The 15,321-nt window shown below is 63.7% G+C and carries 8 protein-coding genes; 5 read left to right on the plus strand and 3 right to left on the minus strand.

Going from position 1 to position 15,321, the window contains the following annotated elements; all coding sequences use genetic code 11:
- Positions 1-127 precede the first annotated feature (127 nt).
- Complete coding sequence (locus AWB76_RS13975; RefSeq protein ID WP_061160721.1) at positions 128-1,264, plus strand: aminotransferase class V-fold PLP-dependent enzyme; 1,137 nt, start codon at positions 128-130, stop codon at positions 1,262-1,264.
- Here AWB76_RS13975 and AWB76_RS13980 read toward each other — a convergent pair.
- Positions 1,158-3,119 (minus strand): AAA family ATPase, encoded by a 1,962-nt coding sequence (locus AWB76_RS13980; protein ID WP_082864436.1) that lies wholly within the window; start codon positions 3,117-3,119, stop codon positions 1,158-1,160. The genes AWB76_RS13975 and AWB76_RS13980 overlap by 107 nt on opposite strands.
- Before the next feature lie 179 nt (positions 3,120-3,298).
- Positions 3,299-3,616 carry a LysR substrate-binding domain-containing protein gene (locus AWB76_RS13985; protein WP_061160722.1) on the minus strand — a complete coding sequence of 106 codons (318 nt, stop codon included), beginning with the start codon at positions 3,614-3,616 and terminating at the stop codon, positions 3,299-3,301.
- A gap of 476 nt (positions 3,617-4,092) precedes the next feature.
- Between AWB76_RS13985 and AWB76_RS13990 the strand changes: the two genes are divergently transcribed.
- Positions 4,093-5,421, plus strand: coding sequence for a phenylacetate--CoA ligase family protein (locus AWB76_RS13990; RefSeq protein ID WP_061160723.1), 1,329 nt, complete (start codon positions 4,093-4,095; stop codon positions 5,419-5,421).
- Positions 5,422-5,436: 15 nt separating this feature from the next.
- On the opposite strand, the gene AWB76_RS13995 is transcribed toward AWB76_RS13990, so the two are convergent.
- Complete coding sequence (locus tag AWB76_RS13995; protein WP_061160724.1) at positions 5,437-6,294, minus strand: alpha/beta hydrolase; 858 nt, start codon at positions 6,292-6,294, stop codon at positions 5,437-5,439.
- Between the two features lie 469 nt (positions 6,295-6,763).
- Between AWB76_RS13995 and AWB76_RS14000 the strand changes: the two genes are divergently transcribed.
- From AWB76_RS14000 to AWB76_RS14010, 3 genes are all read left to right on the plus strand, one after another.
- Complete coding sequence (locus tag AWB76_RS14000; RefSeq protein ID WP_157696124.1) at positions 6,764-12,835, plus strand: hypothetical protein; 6,072 nt, start codon at positions 6,764-6,766, stop codon at positions 12,833-12,835.
- 214 nt (positions 12,836-13,049) lie between these two features.
- Positions 13,050-13,223, plus strand: coding sequence for a hydantoinase/oxoprolinase N-terminal domain-containing protein (locus tag AWB76_RS39160; RefSeq protein ID WP_244173363.1), 174 nt, complete (start codon positions 13,050-13,052; stop codon positions 13,221-13,223).
- Positions 13,224-13,700: 477 nt separating this feature from the next.
- Positions 13,701-15,281 carry an isocitrate lyase gene (locus AWB76_RS14010; protein WP_061160727.1) on the plus strand — a complete coding sequence of 527 codons (1,581 nt, stop codon included), beginning with the start codon at positions 13,701-13,703 and terminating at the stop codon, positions 15,279-15,281.
- Positions 15,282-15,321 lie beyond the last annotated feature (40 nt).

A 15,321-nucleotide genomic window follows, 5' to 3' on the forward strand; every position in this document is an offset into this window, starting at 1 on the left:
CGTTCGATGCGCCCGCGCGTCGATGTCCTCACACTCTCCGCGAATTGCAACGGTCGCCTGAGCCGCACGCGGCTTTTCGTTAGAATCTCCTTTCGAACTTCTCATTCGTCTTTCACAGGGGGCGAGCGTGCCTGGGTTACTTCCCGATGTAGACCGCGAGGGACTCCTCGAATATTCAGTCGTATACACCGACCGATCGATCAACCATATGTCGCGGCTTTTTCAGGGCGTCATGCTCGACATATCGCGTGCCCTGAAAAAAGTCTATAACGCGCATGCGACCGTGATCGTTCCGGGCAGCGGCACGTTCGGCATGGAAGCCGTTGCGCGCCAGTTCGCGACGAACAAGAAGTGTCTGGTCATCCGCAATGGCTGGTTCAGTTTCCGCTGGTCGCAGATTTTCGACATGGGCGGCATTCCGTCCGAATCGGTCGTGTTGAAGGCGCGTCCGGTCGCGGAGGGTCGGCAGGCCGCCTATGTACCGCCTCCGGTGGATGACGTCGTCGCTGCGATCATGCAGCACAAGCCCGATCTGGTGTTCGCGCCGCACGTCGAAACCGCGTCCGGGATGATGCTGCCCGATGCCTACTTGCGCGCGGTAGCCGACGCGGTTCATGCCGTCGGCGGGATGTTCGTGCTGGATTGCATTGCTTCCGGCACGGTCTGGGTCGACATGCAGGCCAGCGGTGTCGATATCCTGATCAGCGCGCCGCAAAAAGGATGGAGCGCGTCACCGTGCTGCGCGCTGGTCATGCTCGGCCCGCTTGCCCGCGAAAGAATCGACGCGACCACCAGCACCAGTTTCGCGTGCGACCTTCGCAAATGGCTGCAAATCATGGAGGCGTACGAGAACAACGGCTTCGCGTATCACGCCACGATGCCCACGGACAGCCTCGCGACGCTGCGTGACGTTATAAAGGAGACCGAAGCATATGGCTTCGACAAGGTGAGAGCGGAGCAGCTGGAACTCGGCAAGCGCGTTCGCTCGCTTCTCGCGAAGCATGGCTTCAAGAGCGTGGCTGCCGAAGGGTTCGAGGCGCCGGGCGTCGTGGTCTGCTACACGGACGACGACGCAATCCGGTCCGGCAAGAAGTTCGCCGATGCCGGCCTGCAGATTGCGGCCGGCGTTCCGCTTCAATGCGACGAGCCCGAGGATTTCAAGACCTTCCGCATCGGATTGTTCGGCCTGGACAAACTGCATGACGTCGAAGGCGCGGTGGCCAGGCTTGCGAAAGCGCTGGACGGCATTCGCTCCGGCGAATGAGATCGTAGACATAGGCGCCGGGCACCGTCTCGGTGCTCGTCAGCGCGAGCGTGACGTCGTGCAGGATCGATTCATTGCGCCTGAGCAGCTCGAGACAGCGCTCGTCGATTTCGTTCAATAGCGCGTTCGCCTGTTCGATCGCGCCGTCGAGCTGCCGCCCGGCGCTCTCGCGTGGCAGCGCGGCGAGGCTGAAAAGATTACCTTCGCGGCCGAAGCCGAGCCGCGACACCATCTCCAGACTAATGCGCGACGCCTCCTGCAAGTCCTGCGCCGCGCCGCTCGATGCTTCGCCGAACACGAGCAACTCCGCATTGCGTCCGCCGAGCAGCACCATCAGTTCATTTTCCAGTTCGCTGCGCCGATACAAATGCTTGTCCTGCGGCTTCGTGATGAGCGCCATGCCCAGCGCGCCGCCGCGCGGCAGCACCGTCAGTTCCTCGAGCACGCCCGCGCCCAGCAGCGCCGCGACGATGCCATGCCCCGCTTCATGCACGCCGACGCGGCGCACTTCGTCGGCATCGAGCGCTTTCTGCGCGCCGCTCACATCGCCGATGCGCACGATCTTGACCGCTTCGCGCAGATGCTCCGCGCACACGCTGCTCGCGCCTTGCTTGCGCGCGATCAGCCCGGCCTGATTGACGATCATCGACAGCGATGCGGGCGACAAACCGACCGTCAGCCGCGCGAGCTGATCGCAGTCGATATCCGCCGCACGCGAGGGCAGCTTGCCGAGGTAATACTCGAAAATCTTCACACGATCCGATACATCCGGCAGACGCACCGGCACGATGCGATCGAAGCGGCCCGGACGGCGCAGCGCTTCGTCGAGATTCTCGGGAAAGTTGGTCGCGGCGACGAGAATCACGCCTTCGTTTTTCTCGAAGCCGTCCATCTCCGCAAGCAGTTGATTGATGATGCGGTTGCTTTCGGCATCGGCGGAACCGGATGCGCTGGTGGTGCGCGCGGCGAGCCCATCGGCTTCATCGATGAAGATCACGACCGGGCCTCGCTTGCGCGCCGTCCTGAACAGATGCTTGACCTTCTGAATGCCGACGCCGTAATACTTCGCGCTGAAAAAGCTGCCCGTGATCGCGATGAAATGCGCGCCGCATTCACCCGCCAGCGCCTGCGCGAGCCGCGTTTTGCCGACGCCGGGACCGCCTGTCATCAGCACGCCGCACGGCGGACGGATGCCCATTTTCGTGAACGATTTCGGATCGCGCAGATAGGCCTTGATGTCGTCGAGCGCGGCCTTCGCTTCGCCCGCGCCGATCACGTCGTCGAAGCTCATATCCGGCGGCGCGGTGATCGGCGTCGCATCGCCCTTCATCTCGCGGCGCATGTACCAGAACATCAGCGCCAGTATCAGCAGGGACACGAGCATGCTCGCCGAATCGCGCACCATGCCGAGCCATGCGCCGATGCCCGCGTCCGTGCCCACGGACACGTTCGGCAGCCAGGCGATCTGATAGTCCGGCGCGCTTTCGTCCTTGTCCGGCTTGAGCAGCAGCGTCTGCGAGAACACCGCGAAGCGATCGGTGACGAAGTAGCGCGCGCCGCTCTTCGTCGACACGAGCATGGCGTCGAGCGTCACGCCGATCGCGGCCACGCGCTTCTCGCGGATATCCGCGAGCATGTGCGATGCGTCCTTCTCGGTATGCGTCCACGGCGACGGATCTTGCCGCATCTGATAGACGATGCTCGTCGCCGGCAGCGGATGATCGCGCTGTTGCGCCGCGCGGTGCCGCAGCACGCCCGATCCGATCGCGATCAGCACGGCGACGAGCACAGCGAACGCGACGAGCAATCGTCGCCGGCCATGCCGGGTCCATCGTCCGTTCTTTCCCGCTTTCATGGGTTTTTCCTCGTATTGCCTGCGTGTGCGTCCCTCTCGAGCGGGGTCGTCTCTCATGCGCGGGCAACGCATGAGCACAGGCTATGAATGTTGCGCGCGCTGAAGATTCGCGTCCGTGCGCATGGCCGCTTTGGGCGATGTGCGATGTCGGACTGTGTGGGGCGATCGCGGCGGCACGCTCACGGAAGCGAATGGGCCGCCGTGCTGAAGAACTCCGTCAAATAGCGCAGCGCCGTTTCGCTGACCGGATTGCCCGTGTCATCTCGCCAGGCAAGGACCAGCTCGGCATTGACGGCGTGCGCTTCGACCAGCGGCCGGAAGATCACATTGTCGAAGTGGATGCTCTGGGCCGAGCGCGGCACGAGCGCCACGCCCAAATCCGCAGCGACCAAAGCCAGGATCGAGTGCGTCTGCGTGACATGCTGCGTTTCCGCCACGCGCACGTTCATGGCCTGAAGCAGTCCCGTGATCAGCGCATGAAAATACGCGCCCTTCACGGGCGTCGACGACCGCGAGGAAGCAGCGCAACTGGATGTAGGTGATCAACGATACAAAATAAGTATCAACCGATGCCTGAGTAAGCCTTTTCGATATCGGAATTTCTGACTGTCGTGTGCTTCATCTGCCCATCACACGCTCATGTCCACGATCGAAACGTTGAAGCAATCCGCCGCTCCGAAGCAGAACTCGCGCTGTTGGCCTTGGATCTCCTGCACGCGGCGGCGTGGTCGCTCGCGACGACGCTTCAACGTTCGCGTCTGATTCATTCGTGGAATAAAGGACAGTTATCATTCGGCATCCGAAGTAACCAATCAGGAGTCGCCACGCTCGCGAACAGCGCGCTGATGAATCTCAGGACAAAGACCGTTCAGGCGTTAGACTGGCGATGTACGCAAGTACCTCTTCCTGTAAAACGGTGCACGACCTGATGACCATGCCCGATGCTCTGCGTTCCCTTTCGCCCCGTAGTTCGGTGACCGACATCGATTGGCCGCCGGTCCTGACACGCGACGCCGCATCGCTCTTTGCGCTGCTGACCGAACTCGATCGTACGCCTTCGCTGAACGACGATGAATTCGCCGCCGCGCAAGGGCGTCAACTCCAGGCGCTCGCGCGTCATGCGAGCCAGCAGTCCGGATATTTTCTCGAGCGATTGAAGCGTTCCGGTCTGAACGCCGACGATCTGTGCCACCCCGATTCGCTACGCGCGCTGCCGGTCATGACGCGGCAGGAAGTGCAGGCGAACGGTGCGACACTGGCCTGCGCACAGGTGCCGGAATCGCACGGCCCGGTGCACGAGACCGGCACATCGGGATCGCTCGGCCAGCCTGTCATCGTCAAGCGAACGGGCATCACGCAACTGTTCTGGAATGCGTTCACGGTGCGCGAACACCGCTGGCAGCAGCGCGACCTGAGCGCGCGTTTTGCGGCGATCCGCGCGGATTTGCCGTCCGAAGGCGCGCGGGTGGATGACTGGGGCGCGCCGCTCAATCTGCTCTATCGCACCGGACCGGCGTTCGCCCTGGCGAGCAACCGTCCCATCGACGATCAGATCGCGTGGCTCGACAGCATCGAGCCGCGCTATCTGCTGACGTATCCGACCAATCTGTCGGAACTGCTGGACCGGTGGGAAACGCGCGGCCACGGACTCGATGGTCTCGCGCAAATACGCACGATCGGCGAGACCGTGACCGATGCGTTGCGCGAGCGCGTGCATGCTGTCCTCGGCGTGCCGATTGCCGATACCTACAGCTCGCAGGAGTTTGGGACCATCGCGATACAGGCAGCATCGGACGAGCTTTATCACGTCATGGCGGAGAACTACATCGTCGAAGTGCTCGATGATGCGGGCGAACCTTGCGCGGAAGGTCAGACCGGCCGCGTGATCGTCACGGACCTGCACAACTACGCCATGCCGCTCGTGCGTTATGAAACCGGCGACTACGCGCAACCGGGCGCGCCGGGCCGTGGACCGCGCGGCCTGCCTACACTCAGACGCATCATGGGACGTAAGCGCAACATGATCGTGATCGACGGCACGCGTCGCTGGCCGAGCCTCAACGCGCACCGGTATCGCGAAGTGGCGCCGATCGAGCAGTATCAGATCGTGCAGACTACACCGGAGACGATCGAAGTGCGGCTCGTCTGCGCGCCGCTCACGCGTGCGCAGGAACACGAACTCGGCGACATCATTCTCGAGGCGCTGGAGCATCCGTTCCGGTTGACGTTCGCTTACTACGCGCAGCGCATCCCGCTCGGCCGCACCGGCAAGTTCGAGGAGTTCATGAGCCTCGTCGCATGAATGACGCTGTCCTGGTCAGCGCGGCAACAACGGCGCGATCAGCGTGGGCCAGCGCTGCACCCAGCAGCATGCGTGATCGAATCCATCGATCTCGATCGTGCGTAACGGCGCGGAAGCCGGAAAATGCGCGGCGAACGCACGCGCGACCGAAGGCGGCACCACTTCGTCGTCCGTACCGACGAAGTGAACCTGCGGCACCGCTATCAATGAAGCGGTGAAGTCGGCGGGATCGAGCGATCCATTCAATGGACGCAAGCGCTCGATGCGCGTCCACGCGGCGACGTCCGTGTTCGCAGCAACGGTGACGAGCAGTGCGACGTCATGGCGGCGCGCGGCCACGAGCGCCGCGAGCGCACCGCCGCCCGAATAGCCCACGAGCACCACTTGCGATGCGCCCATGCGGCGCTCGATCATGTCGACGGCGTGGTCCATGTCCTCGACGACTTCCGGCGCATAACGCGCGTTGGTCCAGTACCGCTGATCGCACGGCTGCGCGGTCTGCGAGCGGAACTGGCAGGGTCGCGCTACGTAAGCGGCCGTGCCGCCGGGCTGCGCAAGCGCGAGTTCGAGCGCGACCGGATGGATCGGCGTGGGATCGTCGGACGGCGTATCCGGCGACTGCCAGGCCGCGCCATCGCCTTCGAAATACACCGTGGCGATTTTCGTTTGCGTTGGCGTGCCCGCCGGCACGAAGCCCGATAACGTGAAGCGACGCCCGGGAAACTCGACGGCCTCCCATCCGGAGCGCGCGGCGAGGGCGCGCGCGTCGTCAAGGCGCGTCTGAGGAGACGGCGCAGCGCAGCCGGCAACGATGCCGGCACTCAGTAAAACGAGGCGGATAGTCAGCCGGTGAAGCGATCGATTCGAATACATCAACGACGCGAATAGAAGTGAAACAACGGGTCAAATCGGAGCATGGGTTTGCGCGCCGATGCGATTAAATACTTACTGCCGGTACAGCAAAAAATTCCGATTTAGAGGTAACGGCAAGTTATAGCGCGAAATAGGTCTCAAAGTCACTTAAGAATACTTTAAGCGCACCGTTAATGAGCGGAACGTGTCCAGCGATTGATTACGATGCGTAGCGCGCGCTCAGCGCGAGCGATCGTGCCACGAGAACGCAGCGTGTCGTATTTCCAGAACGGAGAAGCACGAAGAAGAACATACAGTTAAATCAGGAAATCGCCGTATCCCGCTGAATGCACGATCCGACGTGCAATCGGCGCTCGCCGTAATCCATTTCCGTCATTTCACGATCCCGAAGCCGCATCCCTTTCGACGCGTGGCACACCCGCGTCGCGACGTTTCGTGCACGCTCCGAAAAGCAATTAAAAAGCCTTCAATGAAAAAAGAATTTGAGTTTCGTAGGAAAAATATCGCCATTCTCGTCTCGGTCGCGTGCCTGACAATGGCGTCGACTGCCGCCGTCGCGGATTGTGCGTCGCCAGTAACGGGCAGCCAGAGCGGCACGTGCTCGGTTTCGAACGGCGACGATTTCGTGGTCGACCAGGGTGCAAGCGTCACGACGTCCGACGGCACACCCGCCGTCTCGGTTTCGCCGACGACGACGGCTTCGAGCGTCACGAATAACGGTTCCCTCTCCAGCGCCTCGGGCGACGGCATCCTCGTCAACGGCACCGTGAGCGGCGCGGTAAGCAACGTGTACGCGAACATCGGCGCGCCGGTTCCGACGATCACCACGGGGCTCGACGCCATTCACGTGAGCGGCGGCTCGGCTGGCTCGGTGTCGAACGACGGCATCATCGTGGCGGGCAACGGCATCTCGGCCTACAACGGCGCGCCGGTGGGCAACGGCATCGTGCTGGACGGCAACTCCACGGTGAACGGCGGCATCTACAACTCGGACTCCATCACGGCTTCGGGTACCGGCATGCTGGTCAATGGCTCGACGACCGGATCCGTCACCAACGGCGGCACGTTGCAGAGCCAGTCCGTTACGTACACGTACTATGATGGTCAGGAATACGAATCGTATCCGGGACTGCAAGGCGACGGCATCACCGTGTCCAACGGCAGCCAGGTGAACGGCAGCGTGACGAACTACGGCACGATTAACACGACCGGCGGAACGGGCGTGACGATCAACGACAGCACCGTAACCGGCGCTGTCTCGAACTCCGGTTCGATCTCGACGGGCCTCAACGGCATCGCCGTGCTGAACGGCAGCCAGATCGGTTCGGGCGTGACCAACAGCGGAACGATCAACGCCGAATACGGCATCGAAGTGTCGGACAGCACGATCACCGGATCGCTGAAGAACAGCGGCACGATCAACGGCGATTTCAGCGGCATCAACGTATCGGGCAGCACGATCACCGGATCGATCACCAATACCGGTTCGATCGAAGCCGGATACGGCGGCATCGTGCCCTTCATGATGGTCGGGAGCATCGTCGCCGGCGGGGATGCGATTCACGTCGACGGCAGCACGGTCACGGGCAGCATCACGAACTCGAACACGCTGCAGGGCGCGGAGAACGGCATCAGCGTGACAGGCAATTCGCAAGTCGGCTCGATCACCAACAGCCCGAACGCGACGATCACGTCCAACGACGCGGCCATTCTCGTCGATCAGTCGTCGGTGCGGACCAACGTCACGAACCAGGGCACGCTGACGACAACGTATGGTCCGGGCATCGAACTGGCGAACGGCGCGTCGGCCGCGTCGGTTTCGAATAGCGGCACCATCAACAGCAATGACGCCGATGGCATCGGTCTCTACAACACCAGTCACCTCACCGGCAACCTGACCAACACGGGCTCGATCTCCGTGGGCCAGAACGGCAGCGGCATCGACGTCGCCAATGGGTCGAGCGTCGGCGGCAACCTCATCAACACGTCGTCGATCGCGATCAATACGCTGTCGCTCGACGGCGGCGAGGGGAATCAGGCCGGCATCAACGTGCAGTCCGCGAGTTCGGTCACGGGTTCCATTTCCAACACGATCTCCGGTTCGATCATCGCGCAGGGCGGCACCGGCGTGCTCGTGACGAACTCGACCGTGGGCGCCGGCATTTCGAACAGCGGCCAGATCACAGCCGATAACGGCATCGTCCTGAACAACCTCGATGGTGGCGAAGGCTCCGGCAGCAAGGTCCTCGCAGGCGGCATCACGAACAGCGGCACGATCAGCGCGGAGTTCGACGGCATCGACGTGAACAACGGTTCGGCGGTCGCCGGCGGCATCAGCAACACCGGCGCCATTTTCGCCGCGCAGCAGGACTCGTTTGCGAGCGCCGGCATCGTCGTGCGCAACGGCTCGACGGTCAGCGGCGGCGTGAGCAACAGCGGCATCATCGACGCCACGCTCGACGGCGGCGAAGGCAGCTCGGCGGGCGTCGTCGTCGAATACGGCTCGACGGTGAACGGCGGCATCACGAACACGGGCACGATCACGGCAACGGGCCTGAATGCGAATGGCGCGGCGATCGTGGTCGTCGGCGGCTCGACGGTGAACGGCGGCATCCAGAATGGCGTGGGCGGCCAGCTCAATGGTTCGTTTGCAGGCGTGCTCGTCGGCGGCGCGGCGGTCAACGGCGACGTGTCGAACCAGGGCGCCGTCAACGGCGGCCTCGTCTTCGAATCGGCTGCGGTGAGCGGCAACATCAACAACGCCTCGACCGGCACGATCACCGGCGCGGCCATCGGCGTCGACATCGACGGCGGTTCCACGGTCAGCGGCAAGTTCAACAACAACGGCTCCGTGACGGGCACGACGACCGGCCTGCTGGTGGCCGGCAGCGCCCTCGGCGGCGTGACCAACGCGGGCATGCTGACGGGCGGCACGAACGGCATCGCGCTGATCTACGCGAACGTGTCGGGCAACGTGACCAACAGCGGCACCATCAAAGGCACGACGGGCGACGCGCTCTCTGTGTCCGGTTCGACGCTCGCGGGCACGATCAGCAACAGCGGCACGATCGTGTCCACCAATGCGCGCGGCATCGCGATCGACGGCGGCGAAGGCAACGGCTCGGCCGGCGCGATCGCCAACCTGTCGGGCGGCACGATTCAGGGTGCGACCGACGGCGTCGCGTTGAGCAACGTGACGATTACGCGCGGTCTGTCCAACGCGGGCTCGATCGCCGGTTCGACGGGCGACGGCGTGCGTCTCGACGGCGCCACGATCGCCGCGGGCGGCATCAGCAACGCATCGACGGGCACGATCTCCGGCGCGCAGACGGCCGTGCAGATCGGCTTCGGCAGCAGCGTGACGGGCGACATCAACAACGCCGGTCATCTGAACGGCGGCTTCGCGGGGCTCGTGATCGATCCGGCGAGCACGGTCCACGGCAACGTCGTCAACAGCGGCGCGATCGCGGGCCAGCAAGGCATCGCGCTGTACGACGCGACCGTCACCGGCAACCTCACCAACAGCGGCACGATCACCGCGACGCAAGGCAGCGCGATTCTCGCGAGCGGCGCGTCGATCGGCGGTCAGATCGCGAACAGCGGCACGATCAAGGCCACCGGCGGCTCGGCGATCATGCTCGACGGCGGCGAAGGCTCGGCGCATGTCGGCTCGATCGCCAACGGCGCGGGCGGCAAGATCATCGCGACGGGCGGCAGTGCGATCCGCGCGAACAATGCGACTGTGGCGAACGGCATCGATAACGCGGGCACGCTGTCGGGCACGTATGGCATCTATCTGAACGACACGTCGACGGGCGGCTCGCTGACCAACCAGGCCGGCGGCACGATCACCGGCACGGGCGGCCTGGGCATCGCGATCGGCGGTTCGCATATCGGCGGGGACATCGCCAATGCAGGCGCGATCACCGGCTCGATGTTCGGCATCGGCATCGCCGATACGACCGTAGCCGGCTCGCTGAACAACAGCGGCAACCTGACGGCGCCGGGCGCTGGTCTGTATCTCGTGGCGGGAACCACGATCGGCGGCGACATCGTCAACAGCGGCGCCGTGAGCGGCGGAACGCAAGGCGCGGGCGTCGTGCTGGCTGGCTCGGCCGCGAACGGCTCGCTCGTCAATTCCGGTTCCATCGATGGCGCGACGGGCGTCCTGCTGACCGGCGGCTCGACAATCGGCGGCGACCTCGCGAACAGCGGCTCGATCCACGGCGTGACGCTCGACGCTTCGGCCGTGCAGGGCAATGTGCAGAACACCGGCACGATCGGCGCATCGGGGCTCGTCTTGCAGCAAGGCGCGAAGATCGGCGGCTCGATCACGAACGGCGGCGAACTCGCCGGCCTCTCCGTCGATGCATCGACGGTGGCGGGCGCGCTGCGCAACACCGGCAAGATCGACGGATCGGTCGCGCTGACGAACGGCGCGACGCTCGGCAGTCTCGCGAACAGCGGCTCGATCGGCGGCGTGACGCTCGACGCATCGACGGTGCAGGGCAATGTGCAGAACGGCGGCTTTATCGGCGCGTCGGGACTCGCCGTGCAGCAGGGCGCGAAGATCGGCGGTTCGATCACGAACAGCGGCGCGATCGCCGGCGTGTTCGTGGATGCATCGACGGTCACGGGCACGCTGCAGAACACCGGCACGATCGCCGGGCCGGTTGCGCTGACGAACGGCGCGACGCTCGGCGGTCTCGTCAACAGCGGCACGATCGGCAACGCAGCGAACGCAGCCGGCGTCAGCGTGGTCGATGCCACGCTCGCCGGCACGATCGACAACAGCGGCACGATCAGCGGCGCGACGGCGATCGATCTCTCGAAGGCGAAGACGCCGGTGACGATCGATAACTCCGGTTCGCTCGCGGGCGCCGTGCAACTGGGCGCGGGCACGCTGAACCTGAACGGCGCGTCGTCGCAGGTGACAGGCGCGGTGACGGGCACGGCATCGTCGACCGTCAACGTGAACGGCAGCTTCGGCACGGCAAGCACGTTCGATGTCGGCGCGATCAACATCGCCTCGGGCGCGAGCCTCATCGACCAGCACGATCTGACGGCAACGCACGGCGTGAACAACGCGGGCACGTTCGCCGTGCGCTCGGCGACGCCGGTGACGGTGCACGGCGACTACACGCAGGCTGCGGGCGGTACGTATGCCATGCAGGCGTCGGGTCCGGGCACGTATAGCCGTCTCACCGTGAACGGCACGGCGAATCTCGCGGCGAACACGAACATCGACGTCGATGTCGCGGGCAACGCGACGCTCGTTCCGAACGGCGTGCTGAAGGGCGTGATCGCGGCGGATTCGCTGAATGCATCGACGTTCAACGTGACCGACAACAGCGTGCTGTTCAACTTCAAGGGTGTCGTGGATGGCAACAACGTCGACCTGAACGTGATCAACGCGCAGACGGTGCTTCAGCAGACGAACGCGAACAGCAACTTCGCCGGCGGCGGCGCGGCGCGCGTGTTCGACTACCTCCTCGCGAATGGCGCATCGGGCGCGATGAACCAGATTCTCGGCGCGCTGGGCAGCATGACGACGAGCCGTCAGGTCTCCGATGCAGTCAAGCAGACGCTGCCGGTGCTGACGGGCGCGACCGCCGCGGGCGTGACGAGCACGATGAACGACGTGAGCCGCGTGGTGCAGGCGCGTCAGGAAGAAAGCCGCGGCCTGTCCGCCGGCGATGCCTACGCGGCCGACCGGCATCTGTGGTTCAAGCCGTTCGGCTCGTGGGCGCATCAGGACGACGACAACGGCGCGGCGGGCTTTACCTCGTCGACGGCGGGTGTGGTGGTGGGTGGCGACGGTTCGGTGTCGGCGCGTGACCGTGTCGGCGGCGCATTTGCCTATGCGCACCTGAACCAGACCAGCAGCGACAGCGCCGCGCCGCAGTCGGCACGGACCGATTCGTATCAGGCGATCGTGTACGGCAGCCACAGTCTCGAACCGCGCACCGATATCAGCTGGCAGGCCGGCGTCGGTTACAACAGCACGAACGGCAGCCGCACGATCACGTTCGCGGGCGGCGACACCACGGCGTCGAGCAGCTATGGCGGCTGGAACGCACATGTCGGCGCGGGTATCGGCCATATCTTCGATCTCAGCTCGGCGGTCAGCCTGACGCCTTCGCTGCGCCTCGACTACACGACGGTCACGAACAACGCCTATACCGAAACCGGTGCTGGCGCGCTGAACCTGAACGTGGATAGCCAACGCGCACAGGAACTCGTGCTGGGCGGCGACGCCAAGCTGCTGTATTCGGTGTCGGAGGCGTTCTCGCTGACGGCGAACGCGGGCCTCGGCTATGACGCACTCGCGAAGAACGCGGTGATCGTTTCGTCGTTCACCGGCGGCGGTCCGGCTTTCGCCACCGAAGGTGTGAGCCCATCGCATCTGGTGGCGCGAGGCGGCGCTGGCGTGGCGTATCACGGCGCCAAGGGCTGGGAAGTGGTCGGCCGCTACGACGTGCAGGCGCGCTCGAAGTTCACGAACCAGACCGTTTCGCTGAAGGTTCGCAAGTCCTTCTGATGCTGTTGTCAGGCGCGGCACCTGCCGCGTGAATTCGAAACCCCGTGTTCATCCGGACACGGGGTTTTTTGCTTTTGTGGGTTCAAAACGGACATCGGATGGAGCAGAGCCGAGCCGTTTGAATTCATGTCGAATACGCGATCACGTGCGCTATGGCTTCGATCGGACCCGGCCGGAGCGGCGGCGATTCATCAGCTTCAGTGAGGAAATGGCCATGGCAAGAATAGGAGTCGACGTCGGCGGCACGTTCACCGATCTGGTCCTCGAAAAGACGGACAAGAACGATCGATCGAGCGTGTTCGTCCACAAGGTCCCGAGCGCGCCGCACGATCAGTCGGTGGGCGATCATGAACAGCAACTGGAATGGCACCGGTTGCTCGCTCCATAGCGTGCCGTCGTCGTCGAAGACGGCGATGCGTGCGTCGGGAGGCACGCAGCTCGACGCACCCTCACGCGTCACATCGGATACGAACTTGAGAATGGCGGCGCGCGCGGCGCCGTCCTGCCACGAGGGAAGTCCCTTTGCCGATGAATTCGCCGATAGCGGCGGTTGCGCATCGCCATGACTCGCAGCCGTATCCGGTCCGCTGCCTGCCTTCAACAACCCGAAAACTCGTTTCACATTGCGGGATTCGCATCGGATTTCCGCCGCGCTCGCTTTTTGCCGCTTGAAAGCGTGTTTTGCATCGCAAAATGCGCTACCTATCTCATTGAAAAATAAGCATAAATTTGGTCTTATGTCTTATATAAGACTTCGCGCAAAGCGACGAAACGGCGCTACCATTTAGTCATGCAGTGCGCTTCGACAGACGCAGCGACACGCTGAACCATTCGATCAAACCCGTTTAGCTCTCAGGAGATACACATGGCCCAATACCAAGACGACATCAAGGCAGTTGCTGGTTTGAAAGAGAATCACGGCAGCGCCTGGAATGCGATCAACCCCGAATACGCCGCCCGCATGCGCGCCCAGAACAAGTTCAAGACGGGTCTGGACATCGCCAAGTACACGGCGAAGATCATGCGCGCCGACATGGCCGCCTACGATGCCGACCCGGCCAAGTACACGCAGTCGCTGGGCTGCTGGCACGGCTTCATCGGTCAGCAGAAGATGATCTCCATCAAGAAGCACTTCAACAGCACCGACCGCCGTTACCTCTATCTTTCCGGCTGGATGGTGGCTGCGCTGCGCTCCGAGTTCGGCCCGCTGCCGGACCAGTCGATGCACGAAAAGACCTCCGTCAGCGCGCTGATCCGCGAGCTGTACACCTTCCTGCGCCAGGCCGATGCCCGTGAACTGGGCGGCCTGTTCCGCCAGCTCGACGCAGCCGAAGGCGCCGCCAAGGCCGCCATTCAGGAAAAGATCGACAACCACGTCACGCACGTCGTGCCGATCATCGCCGACATCGATGCGGGCTTCGGCAACGCGGAAGCCACCTATCTGCTGGCCAAGCAGTTCATCGAAGCGGGCGCATGCTGCATTCAGATCGAAAACCAGGTGTCCGACGAAAAGCAGTGCGGCCACCAGGACGGCAAAGTCACCGTGCCGCACGAAGACTTCCTCGCCAAGATCCGCGCGATCCGCTACGCGTTCCTCGAACTGGGCGTGGACGACGGCATCATCGTGGCGCGTACCGATTCGCTGGGCGCGGGTCTCACCAAGCAGATCGCCGTGACCAGCACGCCGGGCGACCTGGGCGACCAATACAACGCTTTCCTCGATTGCGAAGAGCTGTCGGCCGACCAGCTGGGCAATGGCGACGTCATCATCAAGCGCGACGGCAAGCTGCTGCGTCCGAAGCGTCTGCCGAGCAACCTGTTCCAGTTCCGCGCCGGCTCGGGCGAAGCGCGCTGCGTGCTGGATTGCGTCACCGCGCTGCAGAACGGCGCCGACCTGCTGTGGATCGAAACGGAAAAGCCGCACATCGCCCAGATCGGCGGCATGGTCAGCGAGATTCGCAAGGTCATCCCGAACGCGAAGCTGGTGTACAACAACAGCCCGTCGTTCAACTGGACGCTGAATTTCCGCCAGCAGGCGTATGACGCGCTGAAGGCCGAGGGCAAGGATGTGTCCGCATACGATCGCGCCCAGTTGATGAGCGTCGAGTACGATCAGACCGAACTGGCGAAGCTCGCGGACGAAAAGATCCGGACGTTCCAGGCCGATGCGTCGCGCGAAGCGGGCATCTTCCATCACCTGATCACGCTGCCGACGTATCACACGGCTGCGTTGTCGACCGACAATCTGGCGAAGGAATATTTCGGCGACCAGGGCATGCTGGGCTATGTGGCGGGCGTGCAGCGCAAGGAGATTCGTCAGGGCATCGCCTGCGTGAAGCATCAGAACATGTCGGGTTCGGACATCGGCGACGACCACAAGGAGTATTTCAGCGGCGAAGCGGCGCTGAAGGCAGCGGGTAAGGACAACACGATGAACCAGTTCTGATACCGGCAGCGACAGGTCGAGTAACAAGTAACAAGCCAAC

Source organism: Caballeronia temeraria (assembly GCF_001544795.2).
GTDB classification, from domain to species: domain Bacteria; phylum Pseudomonadota; class Gammaproteobacteria; order Burkholderiales; family Burkholderiaceae; genus Caballeronia; species Caballeronia temeraria.

Bases quoted from the DNA above. Each gene is read 5' to 3' on its own strand.
- AWB76_RS13980 (WP_082864436.1), bottom strand. From the start codon at position 3,119: ATGAAAGCGGGAAAGAACGGACGATGGACCCGGCATGGCCGGCGACGA.
- AWB76_RS13995 (WP_061160724.1), bottom strand. From the start codon at position 6,294: ATGTATTCGAATCGATCGCTTCACCGGCTGACTATCCGCCTCGTTTTA.
- AWB76_RS14000 (WP_157696124.1), top strand. From the start codon at position 6,764: ATGAAAAAAGAATTTGAGTTTCGTAGGAAAAATATCGCCATTCTCGTC.
- AWB76_RS39160 (WP_244173363.1), top strand. From the start codon at position 13,050: ATGGCAAGAATAGGAGTCGACGTCGGCGGCACGTTCACCGATCTGGTC.
- AWB76_RS14010 (WP_061160727.1), top strand. From the start codon at position 13,701: ATGGCCCAATACCAAGACGACATCAAGGCAGTTGCTGGTTTGAAAGAG.